Origin of the sequence: Salinibacterium sp. (assembly GCF_031364185.1) — a bacterium.
In the GTDB taxonomy this organism is placed as follows: domain Bacteria; phylum Actinomycetota; class Actinomycetes; order Actinomycetales; family Microbacteriaceae; genus Rhodoglobus.
In genome coordinates, this window is record NZ_JANLVV010000364.1 from 1 (window position 1) to 24,415 (window position 24,415).

The window sequence follows — 24,415 nt, forward strand, 5'->3', positions numbered from 1 at the left end:
CAATACGCGTCCTCAACGCTGAGCCATCTCTTACGTCCACGTCGTCCCATGATGTCCACACTCCGAATTCTGATGGAGTGTTGCAACGAGACCTAGAACCCGCTTGGCGTTTCTGGCCCTGTTTTCAGTCGGCGTTAACAAGCTGTTCTGGACAGTCCCGGGGTATGCCCCGTACGCAAGCCCGTACAACTCTTGGAGCAGCTTTGTCCGCTGTGACAACACCCTCACGGGGAAACCCCCAGGATGCGCTTACACCGACTATTTCCCGACCCTGTCCTATGGTCTGACTGGACTAGTCTCCGAGGTCGCCTCTCACATTCAAAGAGCTCAAAATTCAGGCCTACCGGGTTCGGGCGTTTACCCGACAGCGCACCTAACTAGGACCACGGATCCTGCGTTAATCGCTGCCAATCGACTCGCGGCGTGTCCTCCAAAAGTTCCGAAAAGGCCGCCTGGGAAAAGCTGCGATGAGTATCCGTTTGCAAGCACCAGAGAAGGCGGGGGATCGCTCTCAGAAGGGACGGCGAGAACCTTCAGTGGATGCTCCATCCCGGGCGACCCTCTAAACGTCACAGGCCCCACCGGGTTCAGCAGATGCATGGTCGCAGCGAAACAGAACACACTTGCAGGGTCTCAACTTGGCAGCTTTTACTACAGCCAACGGGTCATCAATTACGACCAATTCAACGTTGCAATTGTGCCTTGACAGACCTCGCCGATGCGAAAATAATAGCGCCGTCGTCAACAGTAAAGGTCCGACAACAATTCGCGCAGCTTTAGCGCCAATTGGATGCCGTAGTGAAGACTGACTTCCTGTTCTAGGCGCTGTTGAGGCGTACTCAAAGTGGCGACTGCTAGCTTGCGTGATAACGGGGTGCCTTCTTCTATGGCCGCAACGATGAACTCCCACACGGTGCTGGTTAGGGCGACTGTTACAAGTTTCGATTCCTCAGGCCAGTCCCGCCTGTCGGGCTCAGCTCCGACAATCTGGTCCCAACCTTCATTACGAACGAAGTTCGCAATGTCAGCCGTCTCTGGCGCGTCAATGATCGCTATCGCACCGACGTTATCCATCGTGCCGTCGATGAATTGCCAGTTCGACACGCTCAGTGTCAGGGCCACGGGCTCCTCGTCCATCCCGTCAGATTAGCCGCACACCTACGAGGGCTCCCGAGCCGAGACTTTCTGACTTGTCCAGGTCGGCGCGATCGCCCCATTCCGCGCACTGCTCCCCAAAACAGCCACAGCGCATTTCCGTCCACGAAGCCGTTGCCGAAACTGACGGCCGAGAATGACACGCTCCCGCCGCAGGTCGAGGCAAAAAGTTGAACTAGTGACGGCGCTCGGCGCCGATCCCCGTCGCTTCAGAATCGGGAATGCTCCCGTCGACAAGCGCTCTATCCTGTGCCGGCTGACCCAGCAGCGGCAGCAAGCCGTCCAGATCAACTTGACCTAGCGCGGCGCATCAACTCGTGCTCCGGAGGGCGCCGCGGACCGGTGGCCGTGCCCGCCCGTCACGGGATTCCGGGTCGGGTTGCGGCCGCCGGGGCGCCCATATGGCGAACGCGGCGGCGACCAGCGGAAGGGCGAAGGCCAACATCGGGGCGATGAGGATGCCGAGGAAGGCTGTATACCCCAGGCCGATGAGCACAGCGATCGCAGTGCGGGTTCCCGCGGACCCCGGTAGCCGCGTCGCGAGCCACCAGGCGATCGCCGCTCCCCCGAAGGCAGATCCGACCGCGAAGCCGGCCACCATGCCGTCCCATGCTGGCGCGTTCCGGAAGGCGACCGCGACGGCTGCCAGAGCAAGCACGACGAACAGCAGCGGCCCCCAGGTATGCGCCGCCCGGCCACGAGCGACGACGAGCACACCGATCGCGGCGAGCAGCGGCAGCGCAGACAGCAGTGCAATCGTGATCCCCTGGCCCATCACCGCGGTCGCGTCAGCCGTTCCCGACCAATGAGCGCCGGTCAGGGCATAAACGACTGCCCCGGCGCTGACGATCGCGGTTGTGGCGGCGAGCAGCCGCGCGAGACTTCTCGTGCGCGTTGAGATATCGGCAGCCGCCCGTCGAACCTGTGTGCTGGGGTGCGATACTCGGCGCGATGCCAGCGTGGGCACGAGCGTGAGCAATGCAAGCCCTGCGGCGCCGATCCCCGCGGCATAGGGAGAAATCAGGCTCGCACCGATCGCCGGCGCGAGCAGCAGTCCGGCGAGGATCGCCAGCGTCGCGGAAGCGGCTCGGTGCAGGCGGGACCGGTAAAGCAATGAGTCGACGAGCACAGCGATCGCAGCGGCCCCGAGCGCCCAGGCCGTGCCGAACAGCCATACCCAGCCCGCGGCAAGACCTGTCACTGTGACCCCGCGATCGGCAGCGTCAAACCCCATCCCCCAGGAGACCTGCGCGATCGCCGCGACGACGAGGGCAAGCAGCGTGAGCATCACCGCGACAACGGCGCGAGGCTCGGAGAGTAGACCCCGCTGCCGCGCCAAAGCGGCGACGCCGAGCACGATCAGTCCCGGAGCTAAGGCGACCGTGAGAACCGGAAGCACCCATGCCGCGCCCGCAGTCGCGAGCGGGTAAATTGCCCAGATCATCACTGCGCCGCCGGCCACCGCGGCGACCAGCGCGGCAAGAGCGGCGCGTAGTGCCAGACGCTCGTCCAGCCTGGTGCCAAGCCCATAGCCGGCCGTCGATAACCGTTCGGTCGCCGACGGGCCAGCACGTCCTTGCCGCTCAGCGTCATCGAGCATCGTCCCCACCAGGGCGGCACCGTTCCGGTCGCGCCACTCCTGCGGATACCACCGCAAGAGACGCCAGAACCGTTCCTCCTGCGCCACGGTTACACCACCGCCATGCGCGGTGACGCCGAAGCAGCCCGGCTCGTCGACATGCTGGCACGGGCGGCACGGGTCGATTGCTCCAACAAATCGACCTCGGCCGCTAATCGCGCCGAGCCATCATTGGTGATCAGGTAATACCGGCGAGCTCGCCCGCTGACGATCTCGTCGCCGTCCGGGCGGATCAGCCGGTCACGCTCGAGCCGATCCAGGGCTGCATACAGCGTCGTGGCTTTCAAACGGACCCGCTCCTCCGACGCGACCGCGGTCTCGCGCATGATCTCATACCCGTGCCGACGACCACCCGTAAGAGCAGTGAGAATCCAGAACGCCGGCTGTGCCATTGAAGAAGTCATGTCTCCATGTATATGCCCGAAGCTGGCATACTGCAACTTTGGAGGTGGCTGTCAGCTAGGAAATAGCGGGAGAGCGGATAACGGGCTTCACCGGCGATGAGAAATTCAGCAGGCTGGCTAGCGAGTGCTGATCTGGGCGAATTTTCTGATCGACAGTGGCACGAAGACCAGCAGGAGCACCCCGATGCCGATCAGGACAGTGAGAATCGGGTACTGCTGGGTCCACACCGTGGGCTCCGGTGAGTTGGCGGGAACGTTGCCGAAGAGCTGCCGGGCGGCGTTCACCAGCGAGGTCACGGGGTTCAGTTCGGCAAACACTCGCAGCGGCGTGGGCAGGGTGTCGGTCGGCACGAATGCGCTGGAGAGGAAAGTGAGCGGGAAAAGCACGAGAAACGACACATTATTGATGATCTCGGGGCTTCGCACACTCATCCCGAGATACGCCATCACCCAGGACAGTGCGTAGGCGAACAGCAGCAGCAGTGCGATCGCCGCCACTGCCTCGAAAAAGCTCGACTTGATGCGCCACCCGACGATCAACCCGGTCGTCATCATCACGACCATGGAGAGGGAGTTGATCAGCAGGTCACCATTGGTTCGACCCACGAGCACCGCTGACGGACTCATCGGCAGCGTGCGGAATCGATCAATGATCCCGTCTTTGAGATCCTGCGCCATCGCCGAACCGGAATAGGTGGAACCAAAGACCACGGTCTGGGCAAAGATGCCGGCCATGATGAATTCGGCATAGCTCATGCCGGGAATCTTGATGACGCCCGCGTAAACATAGGTGAACAGCAGCACGAACATGATCGGCTGCAGCGTGGTGAATACCAGGATATCCGGCACCCGCTTGATCTTGATCAGGTTGCGGCGCGTCGTAATCCAACCGTCCGAAAACCACTTGCCCAGCGCCGAGTGTGAGAACGACGGCGGTGTTGATGTCGGTGTCGATTGCGATAGTGGCAATTGTTCGGATGTCGTGGAGGTGCTCATGACCGGGCTTCTGCCTTCGTTTTCTTTTTCTTCGCGCTCTTCTTGTCGTTTTCATCCGACCCGGACTCGTCGTCCGAGGCGGCATGCCCGGTCAATCGCAGGAACACATCGTCGAGGGTTGGTCGCCGCATCCCGGCATCGAAGAGAGGGATGCCGCGACTCCCGAGCTCGCCGAGAATCAGCTGCAGTGCGGCGGGGGCGTCGTCCGCGCTCACGGTGAGGCTGCGACCATCCGCGGACCGTGTGGGCTCGGAGGCACCGAACCGGCTGAGGATCTCGTGGGCCGCCGCCGCGTCATCCGCCGAGACAAGGCTCAGTTCGACCCGCTGGCCACCAATCGAGGCTTTCAACTCGTCTGATGTGCCCTGCGCAATGACCGTGCCGCCGTCGATGACCGAGATGCTGTCGGCGAGTTGGTCTGCCTCCTCGAGGTATTGCGTGGTCAGGAGCACTGTGGTGCCCTGATCGACGAGGCTGGTGATGATGTCCCACATGCCGAGGCGACTGCGCGGGTCGAGCCCGGTGGTCGGTTCGTCGAGAAAAAGCACCGCGGGGCGGGTTACCAAGGCCCCGGCGAGGTCGATGCGCCGCCGCATCCCACCAGAAAATCCCTTGACCGGGCGATTTTGTGCTTCGGTGAGGTCGAAGAGTTCGATGAGCTCTTTGGCCCTGATGCGCGACTGGCGCGCGCCCAGGTGATAGAGGCGACCCACCATGTCGAGATTCTCGAAGCCGGTGAGGTTCTCATCGACCGCGGCGTACTGGCCCGACACGCCGATCATGGGCCGGATGCGCTCGGGATGCCGCACCACGTCGATGCCATCGATGACGGCAGTGCCTGAGTCTGGCGTGATGAGAGTGGTCAGCACCTTGACGGTGGTGGTCTTACCAGCACCGTTCGGCCCGAGCAGGGCGGTGACGGTGCCGCGGGGAACCTCGAGGGTCAGGCCTGCGAGGGCATGGACGGGTGGGGCGCCCCGTGGCGTGTAGGTTTTGGCCAGGCTCGTAGCCTCTATAAAGCTCACGGGTTTAGGCTAGCGAGTTCCGCGACACGCCGCCCGGTGTCGGTGGCAATTGACATAGTCGAACATATGTTCGACCATGAGAACGTGCCTCCTGCAACGTCACTGACCGCCACGACGGTGCTTGGTGTGCCCTCAAGCGGTGTGCCCTCAAGCGGTGCGCTAGGAGCCCAGCCCGTGCCAGGCGGCCAGCCTGCTGTGGCCGAGCTGCGGGCGCGCATCCGTTCCATGCAGGCGACGAAACTCGACTCGAAACTGATCCCCACCCATCCCGCCATTGCAGGGTTGTTGCCGGGTGGGGGTCTCCAGCAGGGTGCCGCCTATTCCGTGGAAAGCTCGGCGATGCTACTCATGACCCTGCTCGCGGCGCCATCGGCGGCCGGTTCGTGGTGCGGGGTCGTCGGGGTCCCCGAGTTCGGTGTCGAAGCGGCGAGTCATTTCGGTGTTGACCTCGATCGCCTGGTGCTGGTGCCTCGCCCGGCAGACCAGTGGCTTGCCGTCACCGCAGCCATCGCCGACGTCATGAGCGTCGTCGTCACCCGGCCGCCAAAGCGGGCGAGCGACTCCAGTGTTTCCCGGCTCGCCGCCCGGTTGCGCCAGCGTGGCACCACCCTGCTCGTGCTGGGCAGCTGGCCGCAGACCGAGGCGATGCTGTCACTCTCCCAGAGCCGCTGGCATGGAATCGGCGATGGGCACGGGCACCTGTCATCCAGGGAGGTCACGGTGACAGTCACCAGCAGGATGACGGGTCGCCCCCGCAGCGCCAGGCTCTGGCTTCCTGACTCAGGGTCGATGGTCAGGCGGGCCGAAACCCAGAGTGACGATGCCCGCAGGTACGGAACGTGAGTGCCGCGCCCCGCGGCCCTGATCCTCGACACCAGCCGCCGAGGGTTGCCATTCTGTGGTGCCCGGACTGGTCGATTACGGCTGCCGTGCAGTCAGCAAAGCTGGGGGTGGATGCCCCTGTCGCCCTGATCGAGAATGGTGTGGTTCGGGGGTCATCAGCATCGGCCCGCGCCGAGGGCGTAAGTCGTGGCCTGCGTGTGCGCGAGGCACAGGCCCGCCATGCCGATCTCGTGGTGCTCGACTATGACGCCGCCCTCGACAGTCGTGTGTTCGAGCCGATCATCACCGTGCTCGAGTCGCTCGTGCCCGGGGTCCAGGTGCTGCGGCCGGGGCTGTGTGCCGTGCGAGTGCGCGGTGCCGCGCGCTATTACGGGGGCGAGTTTGCCGCCGGGCTTTTCCTCGCAGGGCGCACGGATGAGGAGGGCGCCGGCGGTGCCAGGGTCGGCATTGCCGACGGCATCTTCACGGCAGACCAGGCGGCGCGGTGCGGTTCGCAGGTCACCATTGTGCCGGCGGGTGAGTCTGCCGCGTTCCTGGCGCCGCTGGCACTGACACCCTTGGCTCTGGGCCTGATGGATGATCCTGCCGCGCCGACGGGAATTATCACCCTGCTGCGTCGGCTCGGCATCCACACCCTGGGCGAGTTCGCGGCCCTGCCTGGCGACGATGTAGCCACCAGGTTCGGTGACTACGGGGCGAGGTTGCACAGCCTGGCGAGCGGGCGGGATTCGTGGCCGGTCACTCCACGCACTCCCCCGCGCGAGCTTGACGTCTCGGTCGATTTCGAGCCAGCGCTTGAGCGTGTCGACCAGGTGGCTTTCGGTGTGAGAACTGCGGCGGAGCGGTTCATCGTCGACGTCACCGCGGCGAAGCTCGTGTGTACGGCAATTCGCGTCGAACTCGACTCAGACTCGGGCGAGCTGAACGAGCGGGTGTGGTTGCACCCACGCTCCTTTACCCCCGGTGACGTCGTCGACAGGGTGCGCTGGCAACTCCAGGGCTCGGGAGAGGTCGGCCTGAGTTCCGGCATCACCCGCGTGCGGGTCTCGCCCGAAGCCGTCGATGCCATCGGCAACCATGAGAGCGGGCTGTGGGGTTCCGGGCCCGACGAGCGGATCCACCACGGGCTCTCGAGGGTGCAGAGCATGCTCGGACATGGCGCCGTACTGATGCCTGGTGTCGGTGGAGGCCGCACCCTGGCCGACCGGCAGCAGCTCGTGGCCTGGGGCGACCGACCCGTTGGGGTAAGGCCCGCTGAACAACCGTGGCCGGGGCAATTGCCCACACCGCTGCCGGGTACCGTGTTTTCCCCCAGACACCCCGTGCACGTGTTCTCCGACAGCGGAGGCACCGTCGATATCGACGAGCGAGGCGCCCTCTCTGCTTCGCCCGCGATGTTCTCCGCTACGGGAACCCGGTCGCGGAAGCTCACCGCCTGGGCCGGCCCGTGGCCGATCAACGAACGCTGGTGGAGCGAAGACTCCACCAGCGCATGGCGCTTCCAGGCCGTCGACGACACGGGCTGCGCGTGGCTGCTCGTGCTCGATGCCGGCGCCTGGTGGGCGGAAGCGAGGTACGACTGATGGGCCTGCTGCTGGGCGGCCTGCTGCTGGGCCGCGACCGATGAAGTGGAACAACCCGCCCATCCCCTGGTCTGAGTTCGAGAAGAAACTCAGCGATGCATCACGCCCCGGGACGGCCCCGCCGGTTGGCGCTGACGGTGGCGATAGCCCGGGCTGGTCGCTGAAGCGCAAGGCATACCAGGCCCCTGCGGATATCACGGGCGCGAACATCACGGGCGCGGATGTTGCGGCGCAGGGGCGCGCCGACATCGTGCCATACGCCGAGCTGCACGCGCACTCCAGCTTCAGCTTCCTCGACGGCGCCAGCATGCCGGAATCCCTGGCCGAGGAGGCGGCGAGGCTCGGCCTGCACGCCCTCGCCCTGACTGACCATGACGGGCTGTACGGCATAGTGCGGATGGCCGAGGCCGCCACCGAGCTTGGCTCAACGGCCACCGTCTTCGGCGCCGAACTGTCACTCGGCCTACAGAAACCGCAGAGCGGCTCACCCGATCCCGAGGGCATCCACCTGCTGGTGCTCGCCAAAAAGGAGGAGGGCTACCACCGGCTCGCGGCCGCTATCACCCGTGCCCAGCTGCGAGGCGGCGAGAAGGGCAGGCCGGCCTACGATCTCGAAGAACTCGCCGAGCAGGCCGGCGGGCACTGGATTGTGCTCACCGGGTGCCGCAAAGGGGCGGTGCGCAGGGCACTTGCGCAGGGGGATGCCGCGGCGGAGCTTGACCACCTCGTCGAGCTCTTCGGCGCAGGCAACGTCGTCGTCGAACTCTTCGACCACGGAAATCCGCTCGATAACGCCCACAACGACACCCTCTTCGCGCTGGCGGTGGAACGGAATCTCAGGGTGGTCGCCACAGGCAACGTGCACTACGCCACCCCGGCGCAGCACAGGCTGCACACGGCGCTGTCTGCCGTGAGAGCGCGCCGCAGCCTGGATGAGATGGATGGCTGGCTTCCGGCATCCGGAGCTGCGCATCTGCGCTCGGGCTCCGAAATGGCCGCGAAGTTTGCCCGGTACCCTGGGGCGATCGAGAACACGGTCATCGTTGCCGATGAACTCAGTTTCGAGCTAAGGTCGGCCAAACCGGACCTACCCGACCAGGATGTCCCCGAAGGTCACACCCCGATGAGCTACCTGCGCGAGCTGGTCTGGCAGGGGGTTGAGTTGCGGGCAATGGTCATGGATGACGCCAGTCACGCGCGTATCGAACGTGAGCTTGATGTGATCGAGGAGAAGCGGTTCGCGGGGTACTTCCTGATCGTGTGGGATATCGTCCGCTACGCCCGAGCCCGCGGCATCCTGTGCCAGGGTCGTGGATCCGCCGCCAACTCGGCGGTCTGCTACTTGCTGATGATCACCGCCATCGATCCCATTTTCTACCTGCTGCCGTTTGAGCGTTTCATCTCGGCGATGCGCGAGGAGGAACCCGACATCGACGTCGATTTTGACTCAGAACGCCGCGAGGAGGTGATCCAGTACGTATTCGAAAAGTATGGTCGCGAGAATGCGGCGCAGGTAGCCAACGTGATCCAGTACCGACCTAAGTTCGCCGTGCGCGATATGGCCAAGGCACTCGGCCACAGCCCCGGGCAGCAGGACGCGTGGTCGAAACAGGTGGAACGCTGGGGCGCCACCGTCTCGAGCGATGAGCACGACATCCCGCAGAATGTCGTCGACCTCGCGCTGGAGGTGATGAAGTTTCCGCGACATCTAGGCATCCACTCCGGAGGGATGGTGCTCACCCGGAGGCCGGTGGGCGAGGTGGTGCCGATCGAGCACGCGCGCAAAGAAAAGCGCACAGTCGTGCAGTGGGACAAAGACGACTGCGCGTGGATGGGGCTGGTCAAGTTCGATCTGCTCGGCCTGGGGATGCTCTCGGCGTTGCAGTACAGCTTTGATACGGTGCGCGAGACCCTGGGCGAGAGTTGGGAGCTGGGCACCCTGCCGCGGGAAGAGCAGGGCGTGTACGACCAGCTCTGTCGGGCCGACGCGATCGGCGTGTTCCAGGTCGAGAGCCGGGCGCAGATGGGGCTGCTGCCGCGCCTGCAACCCCGCGAGTTCTATCATCTGGTGGTCGAAATCGCGCTCATACGTCCGGGGCCGATCCAGGGCGGGGCCGTGCACCCGTATGTGCGACGAAAGATGGGCGCGGAGCCGATCAGCTACCTGCACCCCAGATTGAAGGAGCCGCTCGAGCGCACACTGGGGGTGCCGATCTTCCAGGAGCAACTGATGCAGATTGCCGTCGCCGTGGGCGGCTGCACTGCTGACGACGCCGACCTGCTGCGCCGGGCCATGGGTTCCAAGCGCGGTATCGAGAAGATCGAAAGGCTACGTGACAAGCTCTACGAGGGCATGAAGAGCAACGACATCACCGGTGATGACGCCGACAAGATCTACGGCAGCATCCAGGCTTTCGCCGGCTTTGGGTTTGCCGAAAGCCACGCTCTCAGTTTTGGGCTGCTCGTGTACGCCAGTGCCTGGATGCGCCTGCATTACCCGGCCGCTTTCCTCGCCTCGATGCTGCGCGCGCAGCCGATGGGTTTCTACTCTCCGCAGTCTTTGATTGCGGATGCCCGCCGCCACGGTGTTCAGGCGCTTAGGCCAGACATCCAGGCATCGGGGGTGTACGCGGGGCTCGAGCCTCTTGCCGCCGGCTGCTCCACTCGTGCCACCGGCGCTGACTCCTGTCTGCCGCGCGAGCAACCCCCGGTAGGTCCGTTCGACCGTGAGGCTCATTTCGACAGCGACGACCACCGGCGTGATGGAGCGTTCGCTGTGCGGCTCGGTCTCGACGAGGTCAGTGGTATCGGCATCCCCGTGGCAGAAAAGATCGTGGCAGAGCGTGGTCGCGCCGGCGAGTTCCTCAGCATGAACGATCTCGTGCGCAGGGTGGGTCTGACTACCGCCCAGCTTGAGGTGCTGGCCGCGGCCGGTGCCTTCGACTGTTTCGGCCTGAGCCGTCGCGAGGCGATGTGGAACGCCGGCAACGCTGCGCAGGATCGCCCCGAGTACCTGCCCGGCAGCACCATTACCGTGCAGCCGCCACTCTTCGCACTGCCGTCATCCGTCGACGAGCTGATGTCAGACCTGTGGGCAACCGGGGTATCGACAGACAGCCACCCCGTTGAGCACCTTCGGCCCACCCTGCGGCGGCGGGGCATCCTGACGGCAACCGATCTGGCCACCGCCGAGTCTGGTCGTCGCGTCGAGATCGGCGGTGTTGTCACCCACCGCCAGCGACCGGCTACTGCCAGCGGAATCACGTTCGTCAACATTGAGGATGAGACGGGGCTCGTCAATGTGATCTGCAGCGTTGGCGTGTGGACGCACTACCGACGCGTGGTGCGTGAGGCGCCCGCACTGATCGTTCGCGGCATCCTGGAGCGATCTGCGGAGGGCGTCACGAATATCCTGGCCGACCGGTTCGAGCTGCTCGACATGGCTCCGCGCACCAGATCGCGTGATTTTCGCTGATGAACACGAGAAGTTGATTCGTTACCATCTCGCGTCATTTCTGTAATAGATGGCCAACTCGGGCTACTCCTGCTATACCCTAGAAACATCATCTGCGTTTTCAGTGAAAGCGTGGATGCGGCCTCGACTGTCGGGGCCAGAAGAACGCTCCTGGAGGAGTTTTACATGGCATTAGGCACCGTTAAGTGGTTCAACGCGGAAAAGGGCTTTGGTTTCATCGCCCCTGAGGACGGAAGTCCTGACGTGTTCGCTCACTACTCGGCCATCGCAACCGGTGGTTACAAGTCGCTCGACGAGAACCAGAAGGTTGAGTTCGACATCACACAGGGACCGAAGGGTCCCCAGGCGGAGAACATTCGCCCCCTCTGATCTTGATAGTTCAGTAACGGAAACGCCCCGGTCCATACCGGGGCGTTTTCTTTTGCCCGCCGGTGTCCTCGACCCCGCCCGTGCCCGTATCCCGGGCGCGTCCGTCCCACTGTTATTCGAGACCCGGCATCTGTGACGTGTTGCCCAGCCACACGTCACATTCGGCCCAGTTCGGTTCGCGATTCGTTACGACCGGGCTGGCTGGCGTGAATAGGCGGAGAGCAGTTCAGCTGCGGATGCCTCGCCGCAGGTAGTCGATGCGTGACTGCAGTTGCGTTACCGTGGCCTGTGCCACGGCCGGACCGCCGCACACTCGGCGGAGCTCGGCATGGATCAGCCCGTGCGGCTCGCTAGCCAGCCGCGCGCGGGTGGCGACCAGCGCGTTCAGCACCTTGCGCTGCTCTGTGAGGTTGCGAAAAAGCGCCTGCGGCTGGTCCTGGGCCGGTTTCGCAGCAGAACGCCGAGACTGCCTCGACTGCCTCTGCTTCAGCAACTCGCGCACCTGCTCTGGTTCGAGAATGCCGGGGAGTCCGATGAAGTCGAGCTCCTCGTCGCTTCCCGTTTCGGCGGCGAATCCGAACTCGTCACCATCGAACAGCACCCGATCGAAGTTCGCGTCCGATTCGATGGCCTCCCAGACGAACTCGTCGCCCAGTTCGTCCGAGGTCGTTTCCTCGCGATTCTCCTGATTGAGCAGGTCATCGTCGAGTAGGCCGTCGTCGTTCGACTCCCGGTCGAGGGCATGGTCACGTTCCAGCTCCAGCAGGCTGGCGAGCGTGATCAGTGACGGCACACTCGGCAGAAAGATGGATGCGGTCTCTCCGCGACGCCGTGCTCGCACGAAGCGCCCGACGGCCTGCGCGAAGTAGAGCGGTGTCGAGGCTGATGTCGCGTACACCCCCACGGCGAGCCTCGGAACATCCACGCCTTCCGACACCATCCGCACGGCGACCATCCACCGCCGCTCCCCCGCTGAGAACGTCTCGATGCGGCCCGAGGATTCCTTTTCGTCCGACAGCACCAGGGTCGGAAGCTCCCCCGTGATGTCGTGCAGTAGCTTGGCGTACGACCGCGCGGTCTGCTGGTCGGTCGCGATCACCAGACCACCCGCATCCGGGATGGAGTGGCGCACTTCGGTGAGGCGGCGATCTGCGGCGCGCAGCACTGACTGCATCCACTCACCGCCTGGGTCGAGGGCGGTGCGCCAGGCCTGCGCGGTCACATCTTTGGTATCACCCTCACCGAGCCTCGCCTCCATCTCATCGCCCATTTTGGTGCGCCAGCGCATTTTGCCGGCGTACGCCATGAACATCACCGGGCGCACGACACCGTCGGCCAGGGCGCGACCATAACCATACGAGTAGTCGGTCACCGAGGTGCGAATGCCCTTATTGTCTGGTGCGTAGGTCACGAAAGGTATCGGCGCAGCGTCGCTGCGAAAGGGCGTCCCGGTCAGCGATAGTCGGCGCGTTGCCCGTTCGAAGGATTCGCGAATCGCATCACCCCAGCTGAGAGCGTCGCCGCCGTGATGTACCTCATCGAGAATCACCAGCGTGCGGGCAGATTCGGTGATCTCTTTGTGCAGGGATGCCCGCACCGCAACTTGCGCGTATGTGACAGCCATGCCGTGGAACCGCCGCCCGCCGTAAGCGTCGCCGTTCGAGTATCCCGGATCGAGCCTCAGACCAACCCGGTGTGCCGCATCGGCCCACTGTCGCTTGAGGTGATCCGTGGGGGCGACCACGGTCACTCGATCAATCACCCGCTGCGCAATGAGTTCCACCGCCAGGCGCAGAGCGAACGTGGTTTTACCAGAGCCAGGCGTGGCAGCCGCAAGAAAATCCCGCGGGCCTCGCTCGAAGTAAATGTCAAGGGCCTCGGCCTGCCACGCACGCAGGGCCGTGGCGGTTCCGCGGGCGGCCCGGTCGGGGAAGGACGGCGAAAGATGTTCGGCGGCAAACGTTCCGACCGTGGGCGTAAACACCGCCGGCGTGAATGCTGGGGTGGGGGCTGCGCTATTCACTTAAATTAACTTTACGCGATCGCACTGACACCGTATCGCACCGCATCGCACCGCATCGCACCGCGCGGGCTCGCACCGCATCTCGCGCAGGCTCGCACTAACATCGCACTGCGCAGGCCCGACGGCACAGCGGCCGGAGGTGGCCCCGCGTCAATCGCGCTGGCCGAGGCGGGGGCGCACCTGGGCGGTGTGGCCGATGAGCCGTGCCTGCGTGACGGCACCGGCGCCGAACCGTGCGCTGGCGGCATCCATCACCTCTTCAGCTTCACGCCATGCCCCGGATTCATCCCAGAGCGCCTGTGGGGTGGTGGCCTCGTTCTGTAGTTGTTCTGCCCTGACGCCGACGAGCCGAATGGCGGCGTCCTGGCGGCCCAGCGCTTCGTAAACCTGCCTGACTTCCTCATAGATGGTGCGCCCCAGGTCGGTGGGTTCCGCGATGGTGCGCGAGCGAGTGATGGTGGTGAAGTCGGCGAAGCGGAGTTTGAGCACCACGGTGCGGGCGGCAAATCCGCCCGTTCGTAGCCTGACAGCCACCATGTTTGACATTCTGAGCAGTTCGCGCCGGATGAGCTGCGGGTTGGTGACGTCGGTCTCGAATGTCATCTCGTGTCCGATGCTCTTCTCGTCTACGCGAGCGTGCACGACGCGCGGATCGATCCCCCACGCGAGTTCGTGGAGTCGTTCGGCGGCGGCGTCGCCGATGGCGCGGTGCAGGTCGTCTGCCGGAGCTCGAGCAAGATCGCCGATGGTGTTGTACCCGCGGGCCCGGAGTATCTCTTCCGTTTTTGCACCGACGCCCCACAGCTTCGCTATGGCCAGTGGATGCAGTAACGCGACACTCTCGTTGGCAGGAACCACGAGCAATCCGTCCGGTTTGCAGAGCCCTGACGCAAGCTTGGCTACGAATTTCGTCGCGGCGGCGCCGACGGAACAGTTCAGCCCCGTCTCCTCCCGAACGCGGCGGCGTATGAGTTGGGCGACCTGCAGGGGTGAGCCAAACACCGTGCGTGCGCCGGCGACGTCGAGAAAGGCCTCGTCGATTCCCAGCCGCTCGACCTTCGGGGTCATGTCGTCCAGAATTGTCATCACCCGGCGCGAGAAGTGCTGGTATCGCTCGAAGTGAGGCTCGAGCACGATGGCCTGCGGGCAACGGCGTAGTGCGAGTGCCATCGGGAGGGCCGAGTTGACGCCGAATTTGCGGGCCTCGTAGGTCGCGGCGGTGACGATGGATCTGGCCGATTTATGGCCGACGATCACGGGTTTACCGACTAGTTCGGGGTGATCAAGCAGCTCGACGGAAGCGAAGAAGGCATCCATGTCAACGTGAAGGATGGTCGCAGTGCTGTCGTCAATGGGCCCGGTAGTGACCTGGCGGTCGCGGCCATCCTGTTTGCCCATGGCTCCATCTTCCCAGTTGCCACTGACGTCGCGGTTGGTACCGACTTCCCACCAGGATTTGATGTGCGCGCACGGGTTTAACGACCGATGGGCGGCGTGCCGAAGCACGCCGCCCATCGGTCGAGGTACCAGTCCTCTAAGGGATCAGGCCTTGCGGCTACCGCGGGTTACGAGGCCGTAAATGAGCAGCACGATGATCGCGCCACCAATTGCGAGCAGCCAGGTTTGAATGGAGAAGAAGTCCTGCAGAGGCGCATTGAACAGCGCGCTGCCGATAAATCCTCCGAGCAGAGCCCCCACAACACCGAGGATGAGCGTGATGATCCATCCGCCACCCTGTGTGCCAGGAAGAATTGCCTTCGCGATGGCTCCTGCAGCGAGTCCTAGTACGATCCAGCCGATGATTCCCATGATGACCTCCCAGTCGATCATTATTTCGCCCTGGATCTCAGGGCCGTGAATGAGCTAACCACAGTCCCCCTTTTGGGGGATGCCCCTTGTGGTGGATGCATTGCCAGTGCTAGGGGTCACGCGCTGGTGCGATCTGCCAGCATCATCCGCAGCACAGGTATGTCGCGATCGATGATTCTTTACCGAGGGCACCGGTGATCCCGAGCCGCTGGGCCCCCGCGGGCATCAAGGGTGAGCTGAGCGGGTCGCAGCGGTGCTGAGATGGGTTCGGCACCAGTCGTCCGGGGACGACGTGGTGCCGAAAGACCGAGCGTGTGGCCAGAGTCAGGCCGCGCTGTACCCGCCTCGGGAGGCCGCGGGGCAATCGAACGGATCGACGCCCCGACCGACCTCATTAAGGTAAGACACCACGGCTCCGTATGCGGGTAGCAGGTGAACCTCGGTGTACAGGATGCCTTTCGCCGCGCAGTATTCGCGCACAATTTCACCGGCTCGGCGCAAGTGGGGACGTGCCATGCTCGGGAACAGGTGATGCTCGATCTGGTAGTTCAGGCCACCCATAAAGTGGTTCATGATGTGACCACCCTTGATGTTGCGGCTGGTTAAAACCTGGCGGCGCAGGAAGTCGACCTTGGAGCCTCTCGGCAGAACCGGCATTCCGATGTGGTTGGGGGCGAAGGACGCTCCCATGTACAGGCCGAAGATGGCGAGTTGCACCCCGAGGAAGGCGAACGCCATACCCAGTGGCAGGAAGCTGAACAGCACCGCGACATAGCCGACGTTGCGGACGGTCAGCAGCACGATCTCGAGGGCTCGCTTATCGACCTTGCCTTTCGAGAAGACGGTTTGGAAGGCGTGGCGATGAAGGTTAATTCCTTCGAGCAGCAACACGGGGAAGAAGATGTATCCCTGTCGCTTGGCGAGCCATTTCGAAACGCCGGTGAGCCCTCCTGCAGCCTCTGCATGGAAGACGATGAAATCAGTCTCGACGTCCGGGTCGCGGCCGATGGTATTCGAATTAGCGTGGTGGCGTGAGTGCTTGCTCATCCACCATGAATAGCTGATGCCCACCACCAGATCGGCCATGATGCGGCCAGCAAAATCGTTGAACTTATTGGAGGTAAAGACCTGGCGGTGGGATAGCTCGTGGGTGATGAAGGCGTACTGGGTGAAGAGGATTCCCATGACCGCAGCAATGATCAGCAGATACCAGGTGCCGTTCAGCAGTGCAAAACCGAACCAGGCCCCCACCATCGCGATGGTGATCCCCGCGAACGTCAGGGCGTAAAACGTCTTGCTGCGTCGCAGCAGTCCGGCATCGCGAACCGTGTGCAGTAATGCCGAGAACTCCGAAATCGGGTTCCCGATGCCGCGTGGCCCGGTTTTGATGATGCGGGAGGGTTCGGCAGCAGTAGTCACGTGACCTCAGAAGTTCGGGATGACTTCACAGTCACAAATAGGGAGCAGGTGCTCGAGATACGGTAAGCGTAGCGGTCAAGGCTGTGAACGGCGTGCGACTCTCAGAAGACTTCAAGCGGATGTGTCAGCCGCCACCACGGGCCGGGGTCATCTATGGTCGATGTTAGTTCCAGCGGAACCTCCACCGTGCGCTCCCCCACCGTGAATTCAAGCGTTCCGACGGCAGCCCCGGCGTCTGCCAGCCGCACGGCGTCGGGTTTCACCGACACGCTAATGGGCGTGGCAGCCCACACCACGATGCTGAGAGTGGATGCCGATACCGCCGCTGCGGCATCCCCCCATGTCGTGTCGTAGGAGGCAAACTGCTGACCCTCCGTCGCGAGCGTCACCTCACGAAAACCCGTGTCGGCCTCGGCAAGCAATGACTGGATCGCGGCGTCGACGGTGTCGTGGTCGGGGCCGCCGAGCACGACACCGATGAGGGTCACCGTCGTGTCACCCACGGTGTGGTTCTGGGAGAACAGCAGGCACGACCCCGCCTCGTCCAGCGTTCCGGTCTTGATGCCGTTGACGCCGTTGATGCCAATGAGCACGTTGGTGTTGTCGATCACACCGAGCTCGGGCACGGAGATGGTCGCGGTCGAGACAATCTCTGCCAGCACCGGGTTCGCGAGGGCGACCCTCGCTAGTTCGACAAGGTCAGCGGCGGTGCTGACATTGTCCGGTGACACCCCCGTCGGCTCAACGATGGCGGTGCTCGCCAGCCCCATGGTGGCGATCCAGCCAGCAGCGGCCTGCACGAAAGCCTCCTGCGACCCGAATGCCCAGCTCGCCAGCGATTCGGCATAGTTGTTCGCCGAGGCGATGAGCATCACGTTCATAGCGTCGCGCTGCGACATCACCTGACCCGCGTAGACCGCAGCTACACTGCCGTTCTGAGCGACCTGGGCGTCATAGAACCTCACGTCGGCATCGGTGAAGGTGATGTCTGGCCCCGGCTCATTGACCGCGAGTGGCTTACTGTCGAGCACGACCAGTGCCGTGATAATTTTTGAAATGGATGCGATCGGAAGCGCTTCGACGGAGCCGCCGGCAGCCAATACACCCGGGTACCCGATCGCACCGATCGCCGATGCCCCGTACGCCGGGAACGTGACGGCAGTCAGCGCAGGTGCGGGCGCGTCATATGGCGCGACCTGCGCGCTCACCTCCTGCACGGGCGCGAGCAGCGTCACGGGCAGGTAGAACGCTGTGCCCAGCGCTACTATGCCGCCGCCGAGCACCGCCATTCGACGCCGAAAGTAGATCTGGCGTCGTGTCAGTGGCATTCGCCCATGCTAGGCCCAGGGCCCTCGCAGTTCTGTTCTCAGGGCCCTCGCAGTTCTGTTCTCAGTGCATAGAGTGCGACCGCGCTCGCCGAGGCGACGTTCAGCGAGTCGACACCGTGCATCATCGGGATCGTGATCACCGTGTCGGCCGCCTCGAGGGCGGCGTTGCTGAGACCGTCGCCCTCGGTTCCGAGCACGAGGGCCACCCGGTCTGGTGCCGTAGCCGCGAACTCGTCAAGCGAGATAGCGGTATCGGTCAGCGCAAGGGCAGCGATATGAAAGCCAGCAGACGTCAACTCGTCAGCCCCGTCCGGCCAGCCCGACAGCCGCGTCCACGGCACCTGCAGCACGGTTCCCATGCTCACGCGCACGCTCCTGCGATACAGCGGGTCCGCGCAGCGGGGGGTGACCAGCACCGCATCGGCGCCGAGACCGGCGACCGAGCGGAAGATCGCTCCGACGTTGGTGTGGTCGACGATGTCTTCCAACACCACCACGCGCCGGGCATCCCGCAGCAGCTCGGCTACCGGCGGCAACTCAGGCCGATGCATCGACGCCAGGGCTCCCCGATGGAGGTTAAAGCCAGTCAGCCCCTCCAGGAGGTCCGAGTCGCCGACGAATACCGGCACGTCGACATCCGCGAGAAGCGGTTCCAGGTCGGCCAGCCACTGCTCCAGCACGAGCACAGCACGTGGACGGTGACCGGCGGTAAGGGCCCGTGAGATGACCTTCGGCGATTCGGCGATGTAGAGACCGCCGGCCGGTTCGGTGCGACGTCTCAGGGCGACATCGGTCAGGTTGGCGAAGTCTCCGAGCCTGCCGTCGGTCAGGTCGTTAATTCGGATGACGTGGATGTGGGCCCCCTGGTGCGCTTCGACAATTCTTCCAGCATTCGGAAACATATCGGAAAGGCGCTGCGCTTAGTGTTGAGATGACGGCAACGAGGAGGAAAGGGGATCGCGTGTCGAATGCTAACCCGGTCTCCGCCGAATACCCGCCCGACGAGTGCCTGGATGCCGCCGTTGACGCGCTGCAGGGCCGCACGATCGCAGTACTTACCGGTGCCGGAGTGAGCACCGACTCGGGAATACCGGATTACCGCGGCGCTGGTGCGCCGGTGCGCGCACCGATGACATTCCAGAACTTCATGGCTGACCTCGACTATCGAAAACGATACTGGGCCGGCAGTCACCTCGGGTGGAAACGCTTCTCGGCGGCGCGACCGAACCCCGGCCACGCCGCGCTGGTCCAACTTGAGCTAGCCGGAATCGTTGACGGCATCATCACCCAGAATGTGGATGGACTTCACCTTCGGGCGGGCTCCCAGCGGGTCGTTGACCTGCACGGCACCATGGACCGGGTGCGGTGCCTGACCTGTGGCCAGTTTTACGCGCGTCAGAGTATTGCTGACCAGATCACCGCGGCCAACCCATGGATCGATACCGAGGAGGCCTTCGAGCTGTCTCCGGATGGTGACGTCGAGGTGCGCGATGTCCAGGCATTTGTGCTGCCGGAATGCTCGGTCTGTGGTGGTGTGCTCAAGCCGGATGTGGTGTTCTTTGGTGAGTTCGTGCCGAAGGAGAAGTTTGCCGAGGCTTCCGCGCTGATGCAGTCCGCCGATGCCCTGCTGATCGCGGGGTCATCCCTCATCGTAAATTCGGGGATTCGCCTGCTTGAGCAGGCCAGCCGCCGAAAGCTCCCGATTGTGATCGTCAATCGCGGCGTCACCAAGGGTGACAACAGGGCGACGGTCAAAGTGGATGCCGGCACCTCGGAGACACTCGTGTCGCTGCTGCATAGGCTCAGCGAGTGAGCTCGCTGATTTACCTCGTTCGCCATGGTGAGACCGAGTGGAACCGCCAGCAGCGCATCCAGGGAAGCACCGACATCCCGTTGAATGAGACCGGCCGCGCTCAGGCCCGCGCCACCGGTCAACTTCTGGCGGAATTCGAGCCGTCCGTGATTTTCACTAGTCCGCTCTCTCGCGCCTCCGAGACCGCGAGCATCATGTCGCGATTATTGGCCCTGCCGACCCCGATCGGTGTACCCGGGCTGGTGGAACGAAACTACGGTGCCGCCGAGGGTCTCGACTATCGCGAGGTGGAAGACCGATTTCCCGATCGCACCCTGGTGCCCGGGCAGGAGTCGAAGCGCGATCTCGTCACGCGATCCCTGCTGGCGGTGCTGGGCATTGCCCGGAAGCATGACGGCGCACCGATAGTGGTGGTGGCGCACGGGGGCGTAATCCGTGCAATTCTGGGTGAAATTGATCCGGATGGCTCGCACGGCCGGATCAACAACGGATCGGCACACAGCGTCCGCTACTCCGACGATCGGCTCTCGCTCATCACCTTCGATCTGTCCGCGGCGGCAGCCACGAACATCCCCGCATGATGCTGTGGACGCCTACCGCTTCGCTGAGCGCCTCCCCGCGGCATCGGTGAGCACCACGAGCAGTGCCTTCGCCGCATCCGGCCAGTTGTAGCGCTTCGCCCACTGCACCGAGGCGGCCGAACGGCGCGCCCATTCCGAGTGATCCTCCAGCCGACGAACAGCGGACACGAACGATGCCGTGCTCGACGGATCGAAGAAGCCTGCGGGGTCTCCCCCGATTTCGCGAAAGATCGGGATGTCACTGAGCAGCACGGGTGTGCCGAGCGCCTGCGCCTCGACGACGGGCAGCCCAAAACCTTCATCGCGCGAGGCGGAGACCAGCGCGGTGGCCGATAGCATGGCCTCCCGGTAATCGTCGTCGCTGGCGCCGTTGAAGAACTCGATCGATCCGGTAGGGGCGAGCATCGACAGTCGAGCCTTTTCATCGTCGGAGATTCGACTCATCAATTGCAGTCGGTAGCCGGGAAGATCAACCAGTGACCTCACGAGCAGGTCGACGTTCTTGTACGGCATGAATGAGCCCATGTAGACAAGGGTCCTGGACACGGGTGATGTGCGAGTCGACGCGTTCTCGGGCTGGTCGGTGCCGAGCAGCACGACGCTCATGGGGTTGCGCGTCATCCGGCGCTCGGCCATTTTCGCGCGCGTCGTCTCCGAGTCGACGAGGTGTGCATCGGCTTTGTTGAGAAGGCCGCGCTGGAAGCCCCACCACAGGTGGTAGCCGCGCCACAGCGCCCTCAGCGCAGGATTCAGGTCGCGCGGTGGAGTGCGGTGGGTGTAATAGATCAGGTCATGGATGGTGGTCACCAGGGCATAGTTGCGACCTCCCGGACCCATGGTCTGCATGGGGGTGAACACGACATCTGGAGCATATTTGTTGACCTGTCGTGCGATCCACGGCTCGCTCGCCGCCGTCGGATCGCTGCCCATGACCCACGGCAGTTTCGGCAGCATCTCGAGCTGGCGCTGGTCAGAGATCAGCATCGTCACCGGGTGCAGTTTCGACAGTTCCTCGACGAGCCGTGCGCCGTACCGGCTGATTCCGTCGTGCCGACCGAGGCGGGTGTAACGGCAGTCGAAGATGATCTTCACGCGAGCGACCCGTCGTCGAGGAAGTCAACGATCAGGGCCGCGGCCTCGAGCGGCTTTTCATAGTGCACGAGATGACCGACCCCGGCGAGGATCTCGAGCCGGGCATCCGGAAACAGGGTCTTCAGGCTGTCTTGCGCGGCGACCGTGGTGATGGGGTCACGGTCCGCGCCAATCAAGAGGGTGGGCACGTCGATCTTGGAGGCGAACATGCTTACGTCGGAGGAGATGGATGCCTCGAAACCCTCCACGACCGTGTCGCGATTGGCGTAACGGCTGAAGTAGCTGTGGTGTTGGGCATGAATCCAGCGACGCAGTGCGGGGTCCTTCGATTGCGCGAGGAACACGCTCATGAATCGCACCACGAGCCAGTTGCTCAGCAGGCTCTTACCTATCCGCTCGGGAAGAGCTCGACCGGCCCGGTAGTAGAGCAGCGTCAGGCGGCTCATAATTCCATTGGGGCCCTGTAGCGCCGGGGCAGCGATCGGATTCACGAGGATCATTTTCGGAGTCACCAGCCCTCCCGCGACCGCGGAGGAGACCACGATCGAGCCGAACGAGTGACCGAGGATGACCGCAGGGTGGTCGAGGTGCATCGCGCGTTCGAACTCGACCAGCCACGCCGCGTAGCCGGAAATGTCGTGACGATGGCCCACCAGGGGCGTGGACTGTCCGAAACCGGGCAGGTCGGGGCTGATGATCCGCAGGCCTCTCAGGTGCGCGATCACCGGCTCGAGGCCGTGGTGCTCACCCCGGTAACCGTGTACGACGATCACGGTGGTGGTGGCATCCACCGGCCCGTATTCCCAGAACTTCGTGGTGCTTCCCAGCACGTCAACGGAGCCCTTATGAGCAGGAGTTCCGGTGAGCAGGGCGGCATAGGGCGATTCGACGATCATCGTGACGAGTCTACGAGGATGACCGGTACGAGCCGTTGCCGTCACGCCGCGCAGCGCCAGGACCGCCACCGCAGGTGCAGACGTAGACTCGAAGAGTGACTTTTACCGCGCCCCTGCAGCTGCCCGGATTAGCCCTCGATCCGCAATGGTATCGCCGTGCCGTTTTCTACGAGGTAATGGTCAGGTCGTTTTATGACAGCAATGGTGACGGCTCGGGTGACATCGCCGGTCTCATCTCAAAGCTCGACTACCTGCAATGGCTCGGTGTTGACGCGCTCTGGATCCCGCCATTTTTCAACTCACCGCTCCGCGATGGTGGCTACGACGTCTCAGACTTCAACACGGTGCTGCCCGAGTTCGGCACACTCGAGGAGTTCCGGGAACTCGTGACGAAGGCGCACGAGCGCAATATGCGCATCGTCATTGATTACCCGCTCAATCACACCTCAGACGCACATGACTGGTTCCAGCAGTCCCGGGAAGACCCCGACGGGCCCTACGGCGACTATTACGTCTGGAGCGACACCGACGAAAAGTACCCGAATATCCGCATTATTTTTGTCGACACCGAAGAGTCGAACTGGAGCTTCGACCCTGTGCGTCGTCAGTTCTTTTTTCATCGATTCTTCTCCCATCAGCCTGACCTCAACTTCGAGAACCCCGCAGTTCGCGAGGCTGTACTTGGCACAATCAGGCACTGGATGGATCTCGGCGTCGACGGCGTGCGCCTCGACGCCATCCCGTACCTCTTCGAGTCAGAGGACGGCAATGGAGAGGGTGAGCCGAGGACCCATGAGTTTCTCAAGGAGATCCGCGCCATGGTCGACCGCGAGTATCCGGGCCGCGTCCTGATCGCGGAGGCGAACCAGTGGCCGCAGGAGGTCGTGGCGTTCTTCGGCACCGAGGACGAGCCGGAGTGCCACATGGCGTTCGACTTTCCTGTCATGCCTCGGATCTTCTATTCGCTGCGGTCGCAGCATGCCGGAGAGCTGGTGCGGGTGCTGGCCGAAACGACCGACATGCCAGCGGGTGCCGCCTGGGGCGTGTTCCTCAGAAACCACGACGAGTTGACGCTCGAGATGGTCAGTGAGGAGTACCGCCAGGCCATGTACGGGTGGTACGCCTATGACCCTCGCATGCGGTCGAACGTGGGAATCCGTCGTCGACTGGCTCCCCTGCTCGATAATTCCCGTGCCGAACTCGAGCTGGCGCACGCGCTGCTGTTCTCGCTCCAGGGCAGCCCGTTCCTGTTTTACGGTGACGAAATCGGCATGGGCGACAACATCTGGTTGCCCGACCGTGACTCGTCGAGGACGCCCATGCAGTGGACTCCGGATCGTAACGCGGGTTTTTCCAGCGCCGACCCCGGCAAGCTATTCCTGCCCGTGGTGCAGTCGTTGGTCTACAACTACAACCTCGTCAACGTCGAATCCCAGCTCGCCCAGTCGAGGTCGTTATTGCACTGGGTGCGAAACGTCATCCACGTGCGAAAGGGGCATCCGACCTTCGGCCTCGGGTCGCTCCGCGTGCTCCAGACCAATCACGAGTCTGTATTGGATTTCGTGAGGGAGTACGTCGGTGCCGGAACCCAGTTCGGTGACTCTCCTGAGTCGATCCTGTGCGTCTTCAGCTTCGCGCATAACCCAGTATCAGTGACCATCGAGGTCGATGGTTATGCGGGTGCGACCGCGTTTGACCTGTTTGGTGGAGGTGAGTTTCCGTCTGTGAACGACGATGGCACGGTGAACCTCACCCTCGGCACTCAGAGCTTCTACTGGCTGCACCTCGGGAATGCCCATTTTGCTGGCAGTCGCGTCTGAATACCGCGTCACGGGCAAACAGCGAGCCTGCGCGGTGCTGTCGCCCGCCGGTCGTAGCCTGATGGCATGAATAACTGGGGCCAGCTCGGCGTCTTCGACCTCGAGACCACAGGCGTCGATGTCGACACCGCTCGAATAGTGTCCG

20 protein-coding genes are annotated in these 24,415 nt (G+C 63.6%); 7 read left to right on the forward strand and 13 right to left on the reverse strand.

The annotated features are described in order from the left end of the window. Window positions 1-741 precede the first annotated feature (741 nt). The 5 genes from RMN95_RS15890 to RMN95_RS15910 form a co-directional block, all read right to left on the reverse strand. The gene (locus RMN95_RS15890) at window positions 742-1,137 is read right to left on the reverse strand and encodes a hypothetical protein (RefSeq protein WP_309617882.1); all 396 of its coding nucleotides are present in this window, start codon (window positions 1,135-1,137) and stop codon (window positions 742-744) included. Window positions 1,138-1,465: 328 nt separating this feature from the next. Then, complete coding sequence (locus RMN95_RS15895) at window positions 1,466-2,842, reverse strand: hypothetical protein (protein WP_309617883.1); 1,377 nt, start codon at window positions 2,840-2,842, stop codon at window positions 1,466-1,468. A 2-nt stretch (window positions 2,843-2,844) separates the two neighbouring features. Continuing rightward, window positions 2,845-3,198 carry a PadR family transcriptional regulator gene (locus RMN95_RS15900; RefSeq protein ID WP_309617884.1) on the reverse strand — a complete coding sequence of 118 codons (354 nt, stop codon included), beginning with the start codon at window positions 3,196-3,198 and terminating at the stop codon, window positions 2,845-2,847. Window positions 3,199-3,315: 117 nt separating this feature from the next. Continuing rightward, a complete protein-coding gene (locus RMN95_RS15905; RefSeq protein WP_309617885.1) occupies window positions 3,316-4,194 on the reverse strand; it encodes an ABC transporter permease in 879 nt (292 codons plus the stop codon). Then, window positions 4,191-5,219: an ATP-binding cassette domain-containing protein gene (locus tag RMN95_RS15910; RefSeq protein ID WP_309617886.1), complete on the reverse strand. Its 1,029-nt coding sequence runs from the start codon at window positions 5,217-5,219 to the stop codon at window positions 4,191-4,193. Before RMN95_RS15910 ends, RMN95_RS15905 begins: the two co-directional genes overlap by 4 nt. Before the next feature lie 84 nt (window positions 5,220-5,303). Between RMN95_RS15910 and RMN95_RS15915 the strand changes: the two genes are divergently transcribed. From RMN95_RS15915 to RMN95_RS15930, 4 genes are all read left to right on the forward strand, one after another. Next, window positions 5,304-6,062 (forward strand): hypothetical protein, encoded by a 759-nt coding sequence (locus tag RMN95_RS15915; protein ID WP_309617887.1) that lies wholly within the window; start codon window positions 5,304-5,306, stop codon window positions 6,060-6,062. Window positions 6,063-6,148: 86 nt separating this feature from the next. Next, a complete protein-coding gene (locus RMN95_RS15920; protein ID WP_309617888.1) occupies window positions 6,149-7,645 on the forward strand; it encodes a DNA polymerase Y family protein in 1,497 nt (498 codons plus the stop codon). 40 nt (window positions 7,646-7,685) lie between these two features. Next, window positions 7,686-11,120 carry an error-prone DNA polymerase gene (locus RMN95_RS15925; protein ID WP_309617889.1) on the forward strand — a complete coding sequence of 1,145 codons (3,435 nt, stop codon included), beginning with the start codon at window positions 7,686-7,688 and terminating at the stop codon, window positions 11,118-11,120. A 165-nt stretch (window positions 11,121-11,285) separates the two neighbouring features. Continuing rightward, the gene (locus tag RMN95_RS15930) at window positions 11,286-11,489 is read left to right on the forward strand and encodes a cold-shock protein (protein ID WP_097061923.1); all 204 of its coding nucleotides are present in this window, start codon (window positions 11,286-11,288) and stop codon (window positions 11,487-11,489) included. Between the two features lie 226 nt (window positions 11,490-11,715). Here the strand turns inward: RMN95_RS15930 and RMN95_RS15935 are convergent, their stop codons facing one another. The 6 genes from RMN95_RS15935 to RMN95_RS15960 form a co-directional block, all read right to left on the reverse strand. After that, window positions 11,716-13,512 carry a DEAD/DEAH box helicase gene (locus RMN95_RS15935; protein WP_309617890.1) on the reverse strand — a complete coding sequence of 599 codons (1,797 nt, stop codon included), beginning with the start codon at window positions 13,510-13,512 and terminating at the stop codon, window positions 11,716-11,718. A 150-nt stretch (window positions 13,513-13,662) separates the two neighbouring features. Beyond that, window positions 13,663-14,910: a DNA polymerase IV gene (dinB, locus tag RMN95_RS15940; RefSeq protein ID WP_309617891.1), complete on the reverse strand. Its 1,248-nt coding sequence runs from the start codon at window positions 14,908-14,910 to the stop codon at window positions 13,663-13,665. 144 nt (window positions 14,911-15,054) lie between these two features. After that, window positions 15,055-15,321 carry a GlsB/YeaQ/YmgE family stress response membrane protein gene (locus RMN95_RS15945; RefSeq protein ID WP_309617899.1) on the reverse strand — a complete coding sequence of 89 codons (267 nt, stop codon included), beginning with the start codon at window positions 15,319-15,321 and terminating at the stop codon, window positions 15,055-15,057. A 324-nt stretch (window positions 15,322-15,645) separates the two neighbouring features. Beyond that, entirely contained in the window at window positions 15,646-16,740 is a 1,095-nt protein-coding gene (locus RMN95_RS15950) for an acyl-CoA desaturase (protein WP_309617892.1), read from the reverse strand. A 101-nt stretch (window positions 16,741-16,841) separates the two neighbouring features. Continuing rightward, window positions 16,842-18,068 (reverse strand): D-alanyl-D-alanine carboxypeptidase, encoded by a 1,227-nt coding sequence (locus tag RMN95_RS15955; protein WP_309617893.1) that lies wholly within the window; start codon window positions 18,066-18,068, stop codon window positions 16,842-16,844. Window positions 18,069-18,106: 38 nt separating this feature from the next. Continuing rightward, a complete protein-coding gene (locus tag RMN95_RS15960) occupies window positions 18,107-18,922 on the reverse strand; it encodes an RNA methyltransferase (RefSeq protein ID WP_309617900.1) in 816 nt (271 codons plus the stop codon). 107 nt (window positions 18,923-19,029) lie between these two features. On the opposite strand from RMN95_RS15960, the gene RMN95_RS15965 reads away from it, so the two are divergent. Together RMN95_RS15965 and RMN95_RS15970 are read left to right on the forward strand one after the other, a co-directional pair. Further along, entirely contained in the window at window positions 19,030-19,881 is an 852-nt protein-coding gene (locus RMN95_RS15965; protein WP_309617894.1) for a Sir2 family NAD-dependent protein deacetylase, read from the forward strand. Then, the gene (locus RMN95_RS15970) at window positions 19,878-20,462 is read left to right on the forward strand and encodes a histidine phosphatase family protein (RefSeq protein ID WP_309617895.1); all 585 of its coding nucleotides are present in this window, start codon (window positions 19,878-19,880) and stop codon (window positions 20,460-20,462) included. Before RMN95_RS15965 ends, RMN95_RS15970 begins: the two co-directional genes overlap by 4 nt. 12 nt (window positions 20,463-20,474) lie before the next feature. Here the strand turns inward: RMN95_RS15970 and RMN95_RS15975 are convergent, their stop codons facing one another. Both RMN95_RS15975 and RMN95_RS15980 read right to left on the reverse strand, forming a co-directional pair. Next, window positions 20,475-21,554 carry a glycosyltransferase family 1 protein gene (locus tag RMN95_RS15975; RefSeq protein ID WP_309617896.1) on the reverse strand — a complete coding sequence of 360 codons (1,080 nt, stop codon included), beginning with the start codon at window positions 21,552-21,554 and terminating at the stop codon, window positions 20,475-20,477. Further along, window positions 21,551-22,450: an alpha/beta hydrolase gene (locus RMN95_RS15980; protein WP_309617897.1), complete on the reverse strand. Its 900-nt coding sequence runs from the start codon at window positions 22,448-22,450 to the stop codon at window positions 21,551-21,553. The genes RMN95_RS15975 and RMN95_RS15980 overlap by 4 nt, the downstream gene beginning before the upstream one ends. A gap of 95 nt (window positions 22,451-22,545) precedes the next feature. Here RMN95_RS15980 and treS point away from each other — a divergent pair, with 95 nt between their 5' ends. After that, window positions 22,546-24,270: a maltose alpha-D-glucosyltransferase gene (treS, locus tag RMN95_RS15985; RefSeq protein WP_309617898.1), complete on the forward strand. Its 1,725-nt coding sequence runs from the start codon at window positions 22,546-22,548 to the stop codon at window positions 24,268-24,270. Window positions 24,271-24,415: the final 145 nt, after the last annotated feature.